Raw genomic sequence first — 15,137 nt, forward strand, 5'->3', positions numbered from 1 at the left:
AATGGCACCACATTCGCCAGCAAGCCGGCTCCCACAGGTACGACGCTCGCAGGCTCGCACTCTCTAATTCAACCACGCCCCACAAACGGCATGCTGTTGGCCATCACCGTCATGTTCAACACGTTCGCCGACAGCGGCAGCGAGGCCATGTAGCTCACGGCATCGGCCACGTGCTGCACATTCATGGTCGGTTCGACCATCAGGCTGCCGTCGGCCTGGGGCACGCCCTTGGTCATGCGGTCGGTCATGTCGGTCAGCGCGTTGCCGATGTCGATCTGGCCACAGGCGATGTTGAACTGGCGACCATCCAGCGAGGTGCTTTTGGTCAGGCCCAGCACCGCGTGTTTGCTGGAGGTGTACGGCGAGCTGAACAGGCGCGGGGTATGGGAAGAAATCGAGCCGTTGTTGATGATTCGCCCGCCCTGCGGCACCTGCCGGCGCATCAGGCCGAACGCACCGCGCACGCAGAGGAACATGCCGGTGACGTTGGTATCGATCACGTTCTGCCACTGCTCCACCGACAACTCGTCCATCGGCACAGCAGGCGCGCCGATGCCGGCGTTGTTGAACGAGACATCGAGCCGGCCGTAGGTGCTTTCGATCGTGTCGAACAGCGCCTGCACGCTGACCGCGTCACGCACGTCAGTGGACACCGCCAGCGCCTGACGCCCGGCCGCCTTCGCCTGCTCGGCCAGTTCCACCAGCGGCTCCAGACGACGGCCCGCCAGCACCACGGCATAGCCGTCGTCCAGCAACTTGAGCGCCACGGCCCGGCCGATACCGCTCCCGGCGCCGGTGACCAGCGCGACTTTCAATGCAGACATGAGAACCTCCTGTTGTTATTGGATTTGAATTCAACACGGCCCCGTAGCAGCACGGCTTGCCGGCGGTTGCGTCGGATCAGTCACGAATGTATCGCCTGACACACCGCTCCCGCCGGCAAGCCGTGCTGCTACGAAGGCGAAAAGCTGCGATCAGTTGAATACCGGCGTCAGCACCGGCTTCCCGGCATAAAACGCCAGCAGATTGTCCGCCACCCTTTCCACCGTGGCGCGGGACGCTTCCGGCGACAGGCCACCGACATGGGGCGTGAGCACCACATTGCTCAGGGACTTCAGCACATCCGGCACTTGGGGTTCGTCATCGAACACATCCAGCGCCGCCCCGGCCAGGCGACCGTGCTGCAACGCATCGACCAATGCTTGAGTGTCCACCACACTGGCGCGGGCGATATTGAGCAGAAAGCCCTCCTCGCCCAGCGCCTCGATGGCGGCCTTGTCGATCAGATGTTGAGTACCGCTGCCGCCGGGAGTGGCGACGATCAGAAAGTCCGACTCGGCCGCCAATGCCTGCGGCGTGGCGCAGTAGTTGAAATCCACATCGGCGCGCGGCGAGCGGTTGTGATAAGCGATGCGCATGTCAAAGCCCAGCGCCCGTTTGGCGATGGCCAGCCCCACCGCGCCCAGGCCGAGAATCCCCAATGTCTTGTGGGTAAAGGAAGGCCGCGTCACCTTGCGCCACTCACCGCGCCGTACCGACGCATCCGCCAGCGGAATGTCGCGCACCAGCGACAACAGCAAGGCCATCGCGTGATCGGCCACGGTCGGCGCATTGACCCCGGCACCGTTGGTCACGGTGATCCCTCGCGCCTGCGCCGCCGGCAGGTCCACCTGCTCGTAACCGGCACCCAGCACGCAGATGATCCCAAGCTTTGGCAACGACGCCATCTCCGCCGCCGTCAGCCCCAGCGGCCCGCGGGTCAGCACCGCATTGATCTCACCGCCCCGAGTTGCCACCGCCTCCGCCCGGGTCGCCGGGGTCGGCGCCAGAATCAGCCGGAAACCCGCGTCCTCCAGAATCGGCAAATACTCGTTCACGCTCTCGACCAGCACCAGCACCGTCTTCGTCATCATCACGTCTCGAAATGTCCAGAGGGACAGACAGTAGCGCGAGTTAGAGCGGTTGTGCAGGGGCTGGCGGGAAATCGAAAGAGTAAAGGGTTCCTTCTTCATCTGGCACGGGTCAAATCTTGTAGCAGCTGCGTCATGGCTCGGCGCCCCGATTTACGTTCAACTCCCCCCACGCTGTAGGCGATTTCTGAAAGTTGCTCGGGCCACGCCTTGCTGGTGGCAGCCGCACGAAGCGAGGCGTAGACTCAAAAACCTAACAGATGGGTTATTGAATGAAAGTATGCAGTCATAAAGGATATGTGATCGCGGTTTTCACCAGGGACGAGCATTGCCCTCCCCACGTTCACGTCGGGACTCACGACTGGGATGCGCGGTTTGTGTTCAGCTTCTGGCACAACGGCATTCGTTTATGGGACGTGACACCGTCGAAAAACGAACCCTGTGCCAGGGTGCTGGAGGAGCTGCGTCAGGTGATCAAGCGCCGGGCCAACCTGCGCAAGGCGCGCGAATGCTGGTGGAAAAGTCAGCAAACCTTATGTCTGGATAACCAGGCGTGGGATCTTGAAACCGGAGAAGTGGTAGCCCCGCGCTACGGCCGATTGAGTATCTCGCCGATTCTCTATGCCCTGTTTGACACCACGAACTACAAGACCCAACTGCATCTGGCCGGCTACTCGGCCCCATTGGAGATCGAGTTATGAAATCGCTGAAAGCCCGCGAACACGATGACGAGGTCGTCAGCCAGGGCGTCCTTGAGCAGGCAACACAGGCCGGACGCAGCCGCTGCGTTCTAAGCGCCAGCACCTTGCAGTTCCTGAGTTCATTTCATGCGCTGGTCATCGGCTTTGCCGATCAGAGCGCGGTGTTGCTGCCTGTCGCCAACTACCCTGAGTTGCGCGAATTGTCGCCTGCAGAACTTGAGCAAATGGAACTCGGGTTCGGCGGCAGCGCGCTGTGCCTTGAATCACGGGATCTGCACATTTCCCTCGCGACCATGATCGGCGCCAGCGAGCCCTTGATGGCGATGGCGGCGAGCCTCGTCGCTTCGCGAAACGGTCGGCGCAGCAGCCAGGCAAAGGCCAAGGCCTCGAAGGCCAATGGCCTGAAAGGCGGCCGCCCTCGCAAGAGTGTCAGTGCGTAGACCGCTCACCCCTGAAACCGATTTCCCCCACCCTTCTTGGCGCTGTACATCGCCTCGTCGGCATGGCGGAACAGCTGCGCGAGGTCGGTGGCGTTCTCGGGGTAATTGGCGATGCCGATGCTGGGCAGGATCTGCCAGTCGTTGCCTTTGAGGACCATCGGTACGTTGAGGGCCTTGCAGATCTTTTCGGCGACCTTGGCCGAGTCTTCGGCGTTGTTGACGCGATCGAGCAGGATGACGAATTCGTCGCCGCCGATCCTGGCCACGGTGTCGGTCTCGCGCACGCACTGCTTGACGCGATGGGCGACCTCCTGCAAGAGCAGATCCCCCGCGGCGTGGCCGAGGGTATCGTTGACCTGCTTGAACTTGTCCAGGTCCAGATACAGCAGGGCCATCCGCCCCTGGTTGCTCTTGGCCCGTTCGAGGGCCTGTTGCAAACGTTCGTGGAGCAGCATGCGATTGGGCAGCTGGGTCAGTTGATCGTACTGCGCCATGCTTTTTAGGCGGTCGTACAGCTGCTTGCGCTCGATGGCGGCGGCGACTTGAGTGGAGACGAACTGCAGCAGTTCCTTGTCGCGCTCGTCATAGTGCGGGCAATCGGCGTGGCTTTTGACCAGCAGTGCACCAATGATGCCGTGCTGGGTTTCCAGCGGCGCGCCGAGCCAGCACAGACCGTCTGCGTCGAGCTTTGCCTTGAGGTAATCCGGTGCGCCCTGGCCGCCTGGCTGTGCCTCGCTGCCGGGGCTGACCAGCAGCGTGCGTCCGCTGCCGGCCACTTCGGTGGCCAGCGCGTCAGCCATGGGCCGCTGCAGGGTCGGGTCCTGCTCATCGACGTGGTAGGAAAAATTCAGCAAGCCGCTGTATTTGTCGCGCAGGGCGACAAAGAAATTGCGCGCCGGCAACAGATCGGCAATGACGCCATGGATGTCCTTGAACAACGCCTGCAGGTCACTGGCCACGTGGGCCGCTTCCGAGATGCGAAACAGCGCCGCGCGCATCGACTCCAGGCGCCTGCGCTCGGTGACGTCCCGGGCCACCGCGATACGCAGGTTGTGCGCCTGCGACCAGCGCGCCGACCACATGATGTGAACGATGCGCCCATCCTTGCGAACGTAGCGGTTCTCGAACCCCAGGTTCGGTTGCCCGGCCATGATCTCGCCGGCCGCGGCCAGCGTGCGCTCGCGATCTTCGGGGTGCACCAGCTCGATCATTCTTCGCCCGATCAGCTCTTCTGGGCTATAACCGAAGATCCGCTCGGCGGCCGCGCTGACGAACACATAGCGCCCTTCTGTGTCGACCACACAGATGGCGTCCAGCAACATGTCGACAAATTCCGTCAGCGCCGCGTAAGTGTTTGTTTCCATGCGAAAAGCACTACCTGCCGAAGTCAACCGTTACGCGCCCGAAGATATAACGTCATGAAAAATGACAAAACCCGTGGTCATAGTGCCCAAACCCATCGCATTCGGCCATCGGCCGATTCAACGACTCACGCACAAAAAAGGAACGAGTTGATTATGTTCAAAGGAATTTCCAGAACGTTGAGCAGCGCCGCACTGGCAGGCCTGGTGTTGTCGGGCGGGTCGGCCGTGGCCGCCGATGCGCCGGGCAAGGCACTGGCGGCAAAAATCGGCGTGCCGTGGCCGGCGGTCATCGCCCACCGCGGCGCCTCGTTCGACGCCCCCGAAGAGACCGTCCCCGCCTACACCCTGGCCCGCGAACTGGGCGCCGATTATCTGGAAATGGACATCCAGCGCACCAAGGATGGCGTGTTGATCGCGCTGCACGATGACACTCTGGAGCGCACCACCAATATCGCCCAGGTGTACCCCGATCGGGTGAAAGACCCGCTGAGCAGCTTTACCCTGGAAGAAATCAAGCGCCTGGACGCAGGCTCATGGTTCAACAAAGCCCACCCTGATCGCGCCCGCGCCAGCTATGCAGGCTTGAAAATCCTCACCCTGGATGAAGTGATCGACATCGCCGAGGGCGGCAAGAACAAACCAGGGCTGTACATCGAAACCAAAGTGCCGACGCAGTTTCCGGGCATTGAGGAAGACTTGAAGAACAAGCTTGCACAGCGCGGCTGGCTGGGCCAGCGCCCTGCTGCCGAGAAGGGCCATGTGAACGTCGCCCATAGCAACGGCCGCGTGGTGTTGCAGACGTTCGAGAAATCCAGCCTGGAATTGCTGCAGAAAGCCATGCCGGACACGCCGAAAATCCTTCTGCTGTGGCTGGGTGACGGCTCCATTCCGGCCAAGTCGGACATCAGCTTCAAGGAGTCGGGGGCCAAGGACAAGGCCGCGTTCTATGCGACCCAAGAGGTCAAATCCCGGGAAGATTTCGCGCAGTGGATCGACTGGGCCAAGGCCCATGGCGCCATCGGTACCGGCCCTGCATCTGCGCTGAAAAATGGCGGAGATCAAAGTTACATGGACCTGGTGCAGCCGTGGATGAACAAGATGACCCACGAGCGGGGCATGATCATCCATCCGTACACCGTGGATGATGCCGTGGACTTCAAGGCCATCAGCGAGCGCGGCGTCGACGGGTTCTTCACCAACCGTGCTTCTGAACTGTTGAAGTTCTACGGGCGGCCGTCTAAGGAAAGCAAGGATTCGATCTTGAAGCGCAGCGGGTTCTAAGCGATTGCGCTCCCGTCGACAAAACGCCACGCCCCCGTAGCAGCACGGCTTGCCGGCGGGCGCGGTGTGTCAGCGACGATTGAGGTGACTGACACACCGCCCCGCCGGCAAGCCGTGCTGCTACGGGGCGCGGGGTCAGTTACTGCGACTCAGGCCAGCTGCGCAACCACGTCAGCCAAGGCCTTGGCAGGATCGGCGGCCTGGCTGATCGGGCGGCCGATGACCAGGTAATCGGAGCCTGCATCCAGTGCCTGACGCGGGGTCAGAATGCGGCGCTGGTCGTCCTGGGCGCTGCCGGCCGGGCGAATGCCCGGGGTCACCAGTTGCAGCGAAGGGTGGGCGGTTTTCAGGGCTTGGGCTTCCAGCGCCGAGCACACCAGCCCGTCCATGCCGGCCTTTTGCGCCAGTGCCGCCAGGCGCAGTACCTGCTCCTGAGGCTCGATATCCAGGCCAATGGCGGCCAGATCCTCGCGCTCCATGCTGGTCAGCACGGTCACGCCGATCAGCAGCGGCTTCGGACCGCTGCGCTGATCCAGCACATCACGGCAGGCCGCCATCATGCGCAGGCCGCCGGAGCAATGCACGTTGACCATCCACACGCCCATCTCGGCAGCGGCCTTGACCGCCATCGCCGTGGTGTTGGGAATGTCGTGGAATTTGAGGTCCAGGAACACTTCGAAGCCCTTGTCGTTCAGGGTTTCGACGATGCCCGAGGCGCTGCTGGTGAACAGCTCCTTGCCCACCTTGACCCGGCACAGTTTCGGGTCGAGCTGATCGGCCAGTTTCAACGCGGCTTCGCGGGTGGGGAAATCCAGGGCGACGATGATGGGGGTCTGGCAGGCGGACATGAGCGGGTTCTCTGGTAAGTCGAAATCGGCGCGCATTGTAGCTGAACATGTCGGCGCGCGGGACCCGATAATCGGCAAGTGCCCGGCAAAGCCCGGCAATCGGTCATCGTAATATTCGAACCACCAGGCGTCCCCTACAATGGAACCTGTGGGCAGCACCATTGCTCAAACCGTTATCACAATAAGGAGTGAGCCTCATGCCCTGGTACGCATGGTTAATTCTGGTCGTTGCAATCGGCTCGATCGTCGGTGGTTTGCTGATGCTCAAGGACTCAGCGAAAAAACTGCCCCTGACCGAAGAACAACTCAAGCGGGTCCATGAGCGCAATGCCGAAATGGACGCCAAGGAAGCGCGCGACCGCTGATCCCGTCGGGCGGTGGAGGCTCCGCCGCCCGCCTACCCTCTGCTATTAATCCCGCGCGTCGTCCAGCGCCACCGAGTGATGCTCGGCCTGCGGCGTCACGGCAATGCGAAACGGCTGGAAAATCTTGAACATCTGGCCGTTCTCACGCAATTGACGCAGCAGATCGCTGAACGCCTCGCCGCTGATCGGCGCGCCCGGACGCAACAGCGCGAAGTGGCGATAAATCTGGTCCACCTTGTCCGAGGCCATGAACTGGCCGGCATCCTGTGGGTTGTTGGCCAGGAAAGTACTCAGGTAAGAACGCGTCACCAGCGCAATATCCGCGCGATCGCGTAGCACCATCGCCAGGTTGCTGTCGTGGGAATAGGTCAGCGTGGCGTTGTAGTTTTCGGCAAGGTATTTGGGGTCGGCATTGAAGTTGGCGAATGCATAGTGATAGCCACTGAACAACGCCAGGCGCTTGCCGTGCAGGTCATCGAAGTAGCTTTGCGTGCGGCCGTCCAGGCGATGGGCGACGAAGATTTCCGCGTCTTCCAGGCCCATGTCGACGTCTTCATGGGGAATGTCCTTCCAGCCCCAGCCCGGATTCTCGAAAATCGCCATGTCGAAGCGTGCCTGCTGGAAATCCCGGAAACGCCGCGGAATGGACGTTGGTACCATCTCAAAGTGGTACTTGCTCTGCATTGCATTGAGCGCCTCGACCATCTGCGGCAGCAAACCGGTGTCTTCACCACGCTCGGGGCGGATCGTATAGGGCGGGAAATGCGCGGCGCCGATCCGCACGACCTGCGCCGCGCTCGCCTGCCAGGCAGAAACGGCGGTCGCAACCAGCAGCAGCGTTTTCAGAGCCATCCGCGTTGGCGTAGACATCAAGACAAGGCACCCCTGACGAATCGAAGTACGTAAGCTATGCGTTTGCACACCATTAGACAACGGTCAAACCACTCGCTGTCGAATTTATTGTTCATATGGATGCCCGCTGCACGGCTGGCGAGGGTTTAGCGAATCATTTGGATAGTGCGGCGAGCATCGGGCATCACCACTTCTTATCCTGCCACGAAATCTACATTTACAAATCGGCCGGGCGCGCCGCAATTTATGCCCTGCGCGTCAGCCAGGCAAGCGCGTGACTACGGATTCCAGACGTATGCCCGATGAATTTTCAGGTACCGCAGCAAACCATCGGCCTTCCTGCGAGTCCCAATGAACAGCTACGCTCCATGATGGCGCCACGGATTTGAAGACTGGAGTTGGAAATGCCCCACTGGTTGGTGATAGATCTGGAGGCCACCACCGAAGAGGGCGGATGGCCGGTGGCAGAGATGGAGATCATTGAGATCGGTGCCTGTGTGGTCAATGCCGACGGGCGCGAGGTCGATCATTTCGAGCGTTTCGTGCGCCCGGTCAGGCGGCCGTTGCTGACGACGTTCTGTCGCGAATTGACCCACATCCAGCAGGCGCAGATCGACGCGGCGCAGCCCCTGCCCGCGATCTGGCCGCAATTCGAGCGATGGCTGGGCCATCACAGCGAGCGGCTGCAGGGCTGGGTCAGTTGGGGCGATTACGATCGCCAGCAATTCGAGCTGCAATGGCAGCAGCATCAATTGACCAGCGAATTGAGCGGCCTGGCCCACGTCAATCTCAAGCAACGCTTCGCCAAGGCGCGGCAGCTGCAGCGGCCCTGCGGGCTGAACACGGCGCTGCAACTGGCGGGCATGCACTTCAATGGCCAGCAACACCGGGCGCTGAGCGATGCGCGCAACACGGCCAGGCTGCTACCACTGGTGATCCCGGCATGATGTGACGCATTTATCAAAGCGGATGACGTCCTTTTATACGTTGGGCATACTGTCCGGCCTTTTTCAGCCCTTTTTCCAAGGAATCCGCCATGTTCAAGGTCAACGAGTATTTCGACGGCACCGTCAAGTCCATCGCCTTCCAGCAAGCCGAAGGCGCAGCCACCATCGGCGTCATGGCCCCCGGAAAGTACAACTTCGGTACGGCTGATCGCGAGATCATGCACGTGGTATCCGGTTCCTTGAAAGTGTTGCTGCCGGGCAGCAGCGACTGGGAAACCTTCAACTCGGGTGATCAGTTCCGCGTGCCGGCCAACAGCAAGTTCGACCTGGAAGTGAGTGTCGAGACGGCTTATCTGTGTGAGTATCGCAAGGACTGAGTCTGGCTCTTTTGATTGCCGTTGCGGTTTAGAGCGGCATTCATATCCGTTTCTTGTGGCGCTGCCGATTAGTTCTGGCTAACGCCAGACCTGTTTCGACTTCGTCGAGTTACTTGATAACCCCAAGTAACCAAGGGTCTAGCGCTCCCTGTCCGGCCCCTCCTTCGTCGGGGTCCCTTCGCTCCGGTCCCGCTCCGTGGGCCCGGCGTGAAAGGGCCATCCATGGCCCACACGCCTCTCGCGACATCCTGTCGCTCGACCCACTCCGCGAGACCTCCACTCAGCCTCCCAAAGTCGCAATTTGTGGCGTCTGAGATGTTTGCGTACGGAAACACCACACCTCCCCGTAGCAGCACGGCTTGCCGGCGGGGGCGATCTTGAGGGCGACCCGCGGGCAAGCCCGGCTGCTACGGGGACGGCGTGAGCCGGTCGCTTTTGATCTGGCTTTTGATTTTGACTTTCATGCGCGATAGCCCAGACGACGCAAAACGCGACTTGGGTGCAGGCTGAATGGAGGTCTCGCGGAGTGGGACGAGCCGCATGGATGCGGCGAGAGGCGTGTGGGCCATGGATGGCCCTTTCACGCCGGGCCCACGGAGCGAGACCGGAATGAAGGAACCCGACGCAGGAGGGCCAAACCAGGAGCAAGACACCTTGGTTACTTGGGTGTCTTTTCCAAGTAACTCGACGAAGTCGAAACAGATCTGACGTTAGGAAGAGCGCTTTTGATCTTGATCTTGACCTTGATTCCTACCGCTCAAACCTCAATGTTGAATTGAAGCGCCGCCAACCTCGCATACAACGCATTCCCCGCAATCAACTCCCGGTGCGTCCCCACCGCCACCAACCGTCCCTGATCCATCACCGCAATCCGGTCCGCGTTCTGCACCGTGGCCAGGCGGTGAGCGATCACCAACGTCGTGCGGCCTTTCATCAAGGTCGGCAGGGCCTGCTGAATCAAGTGCTCACTCTGGGCATCCAGCGCGCTGGTCGCCTCGTCGAGCAACAGCACCGGCGCATCAGCCAGCAGCGCCCGGGCAATCGCCAGGCGCTGGCGCTGGCCGCCCGACAAGCCCATCCCGCCATCGCCCAGATGCGTCTGATACCCCTGCGGCAGCAACTCGATGAACTCATGGGCATGGGCAATCCGCGCCGCCGCCTGAATCTGCTCAAGGCTGGCCTCGGGGCGCCCGTAACGAATGTTGTCTTCCACGCTGCCGAAAAACAGCGCCGGCGTCTGCGAGACCCAAGCAAAACAGCGGCGCAAATCCAGCGGGTCCAGGCGCTCGGCCGGCAAGCCTTCGATGCGGACCTGCCCCTGCTGCGGATCGTAGAAACGCAGCAGCAAATCGAACAGCGTCGACTTGCCCGCCCCCGACGGCCCCACCAACGCCAGGGTCTCCCCCGCCTCGATGCTCAGGCTCAACCCTTCGACCGCATTGCGCTGCGGTCGTGAGGGATAGGCAAAACTCACGTTCTCCAGTTCCAGCCGCCCGCTCACTCGTTCAGGCAGCACAAGCAAGTCATCCACCGGTGCGGTGATGTCGCTGCGCGCCTGCAACAATTCAGTGATGCGCTCTGCCGCGCCGGCCGCCCGCTGAAGCTCGCCGATCACTTCGCTGAGGGTGCCGAACGCGCTGCCGACGATCAGGCTGTAAAACACGAACGCTGCCAACTCGCCTGCCGAAATCCGCCCGGCGATGACGTCCATGCCCCCGACCCACAGCATCACGGCCACCGCACCCAGCACCAGCACGATCACCAGCGTGATCAGCCAAGAACGCTGCAATATGCGCTTGCGAGCGGTTTCGAAAGCGCCTTCGGCGGTCTCCCCGAAGCGCCGCCGATCCTGCTCTTGGTGGTTGTAGGCCTGCACGGTCTTGATCTGGCCGAGGGCTTCGGCGACGTAACTGCCGACATCCGCCACGCGGTCCTGGCTCTCGCGGGACAGGCTGCGCACCCGGCGTCCGAAGACCAGGATCGGCGCCACCACCAGCGGCAGTGCGACGACCACGATGCTGGTCAGCTTGGGGTTGGTGAAAAACAGCAGGATCACCCCGCCGATCACCATCAGCGCATTGCGCAGGAACATCGACAGCGACGAGCCGATCACTGACTGCAGCAGCGTGGTGTCGGCCGTCAGCCGCGACTGGATTTCCGAACTGCGGTTGTTCTCGTAGAACCCCGGGTCCAGGTTGACGAGGTGATCGAATACCTGTTTGCGCAGGTCGGCCACCACCCGCTCGCCAATCCACGACACCAGGTAGAAGCGGGTAAAGGTGCCCACCGCGAGTGCCAGAATCAGCAGCATGAACAAGCCGATGGTCTCGTTGAGCAAGGTCGGCGAGCGGGTCATGAAGCCCTGATCGACCATCAAACGGATGCCCTGCCCCATCGACAACGTGATGGCTGCCGTGACGATCAACGCCACCAGCGCGCCGATGGCCTGTTTGCGGTAGGGCGCGAGCATGCGCATTGCCAGACGCAGCGCGTGGCGTTGACGTCCCGATAACACTGATGCCATGAAAATCACCTGATGAACGGCTCAAGGCGCAGAGCCTACACCGCTCCCTCGAAGCACGCTCGTCGACTTGCGCTGAACTCGACGATCCAGGGCCAGTCGATCAAAAGGTAACCACGCAATGCCCGCACACTCATATGCATGGGATCAGGGCGCGTTATGACATCAGGCAGGGAGCATTAGAGTGGATCGGTCTAACGATGCGGTGGCGATTTGCACCGCCATCTGTTGCACTGAAAGAACGCTGCAGCGTGTCGGATGAAACGACAGGGACATGTCACGGTGCGGTCATCGAGCGTGAATAACGTGAAACGCATAACCTGATGAGGAGAGAGGCCATGAGCTTGCAACAGAGCAGTCACGAACCCGTCGTACGCCCCCAACCGGAGTTTCAACTGGGGGGCGCGATTCTTGACAAAGACGGAAAGGAAATCCTGATTACTGAAGAAATGGTGCAGGCCGCGTGTCAGGAATGCGAAAAGTACTGGGTCAAACCTGAAAAACAAGACTGATGGACAGACTTCCTTGAAACCCGGCGCCAACGCCGGGTTTTTTATGGCCGCGTTAAACATCCGGCAATAAACAACCCTCAATTCCCTCTTGAACGTTCGATTTGCTTGCGATTACGTCCTGGGCTTCAAACAGTCCAAGTGACTCAATCCAAGGAAGATCGTTATGTCCGCTACACATTACAGCTACACCACTCAGGAACTGAATACCGCCTACGAGCAATTGGAGGAGACGCTGTTCAGCGTGCGCAAGGACATCGGCGACGATGGCCTGCCCGCGCCGAAGATTCTGGTGGTTGCCGGGGTGCAGGGATCCGGCAAGACCTACATGTTGAACAACACACTACTCAAGGAGAGTCGCTACGCCAATTACGTACGCCTCTACCAGGAAAGTTTTCGCGAACTGCACCCGCGCTATGCCGAGTTCGCCGAGCAGGACGTGCTCAGCCGCTACAAGCACACTGAATCCTTCATCTGGGAGCTGTGCGCGAAGGTTTTCGAGCATGCCCACCAGAACAAGTACAACATCATCATGGAGACGGCGCTGGACACCAAAGCCTTCGCCACGGTGATTTCGGACAGTACCCTGGCCGATTATCAATTCGACGTGCACCTGATCGGCTGCAAGAAGGATTTCGTTCACCTGTCGACGATCAAGCGCGCGCTCAATGCGCTTGAGCAAGGCACGCTGGAACGTTTCGTCGATATCGCGACCATCGAAACCAGCCTGGAAAACGCCGAGGTGATTCTCAACGCCTTCGAGACCGCCTGCATGCGTGTAAGCGGTTCGACCATCAGCATGTACGAACGCGGGTTCGGCGAACTGCGGGACCGGAGAAAGCTGTGCAGCAGCCGGTGCGAGCGGATCAATACCCTGACGCCGCAGATCTTCAACGATAAGGCCGGGGGCGAGATAACGGTGCAGGAGCAAAGCCACCGCATCGTGCGCAGCGAAGCGTTGCCAGTACCCTGCAGCTACGCAAGCTTTGTGGCTATGACTGAGGCGCCGGTCACCGGCGCCAATGATCGACGCGAAGCCTGGCAGCAGGCGTACAGCGCTCTGGGCCGCATGCGCGACTTCTGGAAACAGATTCCGCCGCGCCTGCCCGAAACCCTCTGGGGTTACATCAAGAAATACACCGAGTGAGCGGCTGAAACACCGGCTCACTCATTCGTCGACCAGCACCGCTCCCAGCGCTTGAACGATTTGCATCAGCGCTGCTGATTGGCCCTTGATGTCGACGCGCAGGCCTTCGATTTCCCGACGCGGTGGATACTGCTTGCGCAGGGCGTCGAAGGCCTGTTTCTGTTGCGTGGCGTCCGGGAACAGGCTGCGACGAAAATCCGCATCGTCGCGGCGCGGGTCGTAGACGCCGCGGCACAGCATGTTCAGCGCCCAGACCGGATCGGTTTCAGCGTCCAGCGTGACCTGCGCCAGCCACTGCTTGGGCAACAGGTCTTCAAGGCGAATGCTGGCGGGCTGCCCCAGATGTGCACACAGCGCCTGATAGATCTGCGCCGTGCCACGCTGGCGTCCATCGAGGCTATAGCCGGCGATGTGCGGCGTGCCGATGACGCACAGGTCGGCCAGTTCCGCGTCCACCTGCGGCTCGTGCTCCCAGACGTCCAGCACGGCTTGCAGGTCTTCGCGTTCGAGCAGCACGTCGCGCAGCGCCAGGTTATCCACGATCGGCCCGCGGGCGGCGTTGATCAGCCACGTACCCTGTTTGAGCCGCTGCAGGCGCGAGCGGTCGAACAGGTGCCAGGTGGGCGAATCGCCTGACCTTTCCAGCGGCGTGTGCAGGCTGATGACATCGCAGCGCGCGATGATTTCGTCGAGGCTGACGTATTCACCGCCCTCGGCCGCCTGACGCGGCGGGTCACAGACCAGCACGTTCCAACCCAGGCCCTTCAATACCTTGATCAACCGGCCACCCACTTGCCCGGCGCCCACCACGCCATAGGTACGACCCGCCAGGTCCGCGCCTTCGATTTCCGCCAGGGTCAACAGGCTGCCGAGCACGTAGTCCACCACCCCGCGCGCGTTGCAGCCAGGCGCGCTGGACCACTGGATGCCGGTTTCGTTGAAATACTCCACATCCAGATGATCGGTGCCGATGGTGCAAGTGCCGACAAAGCGCACAGGCGTGCCTTCGAGCAGCTCGCGGGTGACTTTGGTCACCGAGCGCACCAGCAGGATGTCGGCGTCGGCCAGGGCCGCGCGGTCGAGGGTCCGCCCCGGATAACGGCGAATCTCGCCAAAACCCTGGAAGAAAGCGTCGAGCAGTGGAATGTTTTCGTCAGCAACTATGCGCATGGTGGGCTCCCTGAAGTGGCCGCAGTGTAGGCGCTGAGGCGCGAGGGAGCCAGCGCGGCGGCACCTGTGTCAGTGCAACAGCGCAGCGGGAGGTGGGCAATCAGCCGAGCTTTTTGCGAATCCAGTACAGGTAAACGCCTTCGCCGATCTGCTTGTCGACCAGCTCGTGATCGAGGAACACGCAGAACTTGGGGATATCGCGCTGGGTCGAGGGGTCGGTGGCGATGACCTTGAGCAGACCACCCGCCGGGAGGTCACGCACCTTCTGGTGCAGCATCATCACAGGCTCAGGGCAATTGAGGCCGGTCGCGTCCAGGACAGCGTCAACGGCAAGGCTTTCGAGGGAATCAGACATGGGGCACTCCGGAAACTGGCGGGCATTGTCGCTTAAATGAGGGGAGACGCCAATGTCATCGGTCCTGAGGCGTTGGGTTGAATGCGCCGGCCAATCGCGACCCTCGTTACCTCGGATTGCTCCTACAGGTGCTGTGTCGTCGCTGCCATTCCATGTAGGAGCGAATTCATTCGCGAAAATCTTCCGGGCGACGGAGATGTATTGAATGTACCGGCCATTCGCGAATGAATTCGCTCCCACAGGAATCCGCGTTGACCCCTGTTTCACATCGGTCAACTACGCTGCTGCCTACAGAGTTTGTAGGATTCTGCGACATCTTGACGTTTGGTGATACACAACCCGGCACGTAT

The 15,137-nt window shown here is 61.2% G+C and carries 16 protein-coding genes; 8 read left to right on the top strand and 8 right to left on the bottom strand.

From position 1 onward, the window contains the following. Positions 1-68: 68 nt before the first annotated feature. Complete coding sequence (locus tag AC1MEK_RS24440; protein ID WP_480398848.1) at positions 69-824, bottom strand: SDR family oxidoreductase; 756 nt, start codon at positions 822-824, stop codon at positions 69-71. Between the two features lie 150 nt (positions 825-974). Next, the gene (locus AC1MEK_RS24445) at positions 975-1,910 is read right to left on the bottom strand and encodes a 2-hydroxyacid dehydrogenase (protein WP_480398932.1); all 936 of its coding nucleotides are present in this window, start codon (positions 1,908-1,910) and stop codon (positions 975-977) included. A gap of 272 nt (positions 1,911-2,182) precedes the next feature. On the opposite strand from AC1MEK_RS24445, the gene AC1MEK_RS24450 reads away from it, so the two are divergent. Both AC1MEK_RS24450 and AC1MEK_RS24455 read left to right on the top strand, forming a co-directional pair. Next, positions 2,183-2,611, top strand: coding sequence for a DUF4160 domain-containing protein (locus AC1MEK_RS24450; protein ID WP_480398849.1), 429 nt, complete (start codon positions 2,183-2,185; stop codon positions 2,609-2,611). After that, positions 2,608-3,051: a DUF2442 domain-containing protein gene (locus AC1MEK_RS24455; RefSeq protein ID WP_480398850.1), complete on the top strand. Its 444-nt coding sequence runs from the start codon at positions 2,608-2,610 to the stop codon at positions 3,049-3,051. Before AC1MEK_RS24450 ends, AC1MEK_RS24455 begins: the two co-directional genes overlap by 4 nt. 5 nt (positions 3,052-3,056) lie before the next feature. On the opposite strand, the gene AC1MEK_RS24460 is transcribed toward AC1MEK_RS24455, so the two are convergent. Then, entirely contained in the window at positions 3,057-4,415 is a 1,359-nt protein-coding gene (locus AC1MEK_RS24460; protein ID WP_480398851.1) for a sensor domain-containing protein, read from the bottom strand. Positions 4,416-4,568: 153 nt separating this feature from the next. Between AC1MEK_RS24460 and AC1MEK_RS24465 the strand changes: the two genes are divergently transcribed. Beyond that, positions 4,569-5,696 (top strand): glycerophosphodiester phosphodiesterase, encoded by a 1,128-nt coding sequence (locus AC1MEK_RS24465; RefSeq protein WP_480398852.1) that lies wholly within the window; start codon positions 4,569-4,571, stop codon positions 5,694-5,696. A 149-nt stretch (positions 5,697-5,845) separates the two neighbouring features. On the opposite strand, the gene pyrF is transcribed toward AC1MEK_RS24465, so the two are convergent. Then, the gene (gene pyrF / locus AC1MEK_RS24470) at positions 5,846-6,544 is read right to left on the bottom strand and encodes an orotidine-5'-phosphate decarboxylase (protein WP_480398853.1); all 699 of its coding nucleotides are present in this window, start codon (positions 6,542-6,544) and stop codon (positions 5,846-5,848) included. A gap of 197 nt (positions 6,545-6,741) precedes the next feature. Here pyrF and AC1MEK_RS24475 point away from each other — a divergent pair, with 197 nt between their 5' ends. Continuing rightward, positions 6,742-6,909: a DUF2897 family protein gene (locus tag AC1MEK_RS24475; protein WP_093469957.1), complete on the top strand. Its 168-nt coding sequence runs from the start codon at positions 6,742-6,744 to the stop codon at positions 6,907-6,909. Between the two features lie 45 nt (positions 6,910-6,954). On the opposite strand, the gene AC1MEK_RS24480 is transcribed toward AC1MEK_RS24475, so the two are convergent. Further along, positions 6,955-7,779, bottom strand: a complete 825-nt coding sequence (locus AC1MEK_RS24480; protein ID WP_480398854.1) for a substrate-binding periplasmic protein — start codon at positions 7,777-7,779, stop codon at positions 6,955-6,957. 386 nt (positions 7,780-8,165) lie between these two features. On the opposite strand from AC1MEK_RS24480, the gene AC1MEK_RS24485 reads away from it, so the two are divergent. Both AC1MEK_RS24485 and ppnP read left to right on the top strand, forming a co-directional pair. Next, positions 8,166-8,708 (top strand): 3'-5' exonuclease, encoded by a 543-nt coding sequence (locus tag AC1MEK_RS24485; protein WP_480398855.1) that lies wholly within the window; start codon positions 8,166-8,168, stop codon positions 8,706-8,708. 89 nt (positions 8,709-8,797) lie between these two features. Continuing rightward, complete coding sequence (ppnP, locus tag AC1MEK_RS24490; protein ID WP_480398856.1) at positions 8,798-9,085, top strand: pyrimidine/purine nucleoside phosphorylase; 288 nt, start codon at positions 8,798-8,800, stop codon at positions 9,083-9,085. Between the two features lie 757 nt (positions 9,086-9,842). Here the strand turns inward: ppnP and AC1MEK_RS24495 are convergent. Beyond that, positions 9,843-11,609, bottom strand: a complete 1,767-nt coding sequence (locus tag AC1MEK_RS24495) for an ABC transporter transmembrane domain-containing protein (RefSeq protein WP_480398857.1) — start codon at positions 11,607-11,609, stop codon at positions 9,843-9,845. A gap of 335 nt (positions 11,610-11,944) precedes the next feature. Here AC1MEK_RS24495 and AC1MEK_RS24500 point away from each other — a divergent pair, with 335 nt between their 5' ends. Beyond that, a complete protein-coding gene (locus AC1MEK_RS24500; protein ID WP_480398858.1) occupies positions 11,945-12,118 on the top strand; it encodes a PA1571 family protein in 174 nt (57 codons plus the stop codon). Between the two features lie 163 nt (positions 12,119-12,281). After that, a complete protein-coding gene (locus AC1MEK_RS24505) occupies positions 12,282-13,262 on the top strand; it encodes a zeta toxin family protein (RefSeq protein ID WP_480398859.1) in 981 nt (326 codons plus the stop codon). Positions 13,263-13,283: 21 nt separating this feature from the next. Here the strand turns inward: AC1MEK_RS24505 and pdxB are convergent, their stop codons facing one another. Together pdxB and tusA are read right to left on the bottom strand one after the other, a co-directional pair. After that, the gene (pdxB, locus tag AC1MEK_RS24510) at positions 13,284-14,432 is read right to left on the bottom strand and encodes a 4-phosphoerythronate dehydrogenase PdxB (protein WP_480398860.1); all 1,149 of its coding nucleotides are present in this window, start codon (positions 14,430-14,432) and stop codon (positions 13,284-13,286) included. 100 nt (positions 14,433-14,532) lie between these two features. Next, positions 14,533-14,787, bottom strand: a complete 255-nt coding sequence (gene tusA, locus AC1MEK_RS24515; protein ID WP_480398861.1) for a sulfurtransferase TusA — start codon at positions 14,785-14,787, stop codon at positions 14,533-14,535. Between the last annotated feature and the right edge of the window lie 350 nt (positions 14,788-15,137).

The organism is Pseudomonas sp. 2, from assembly GCF_056627435.1.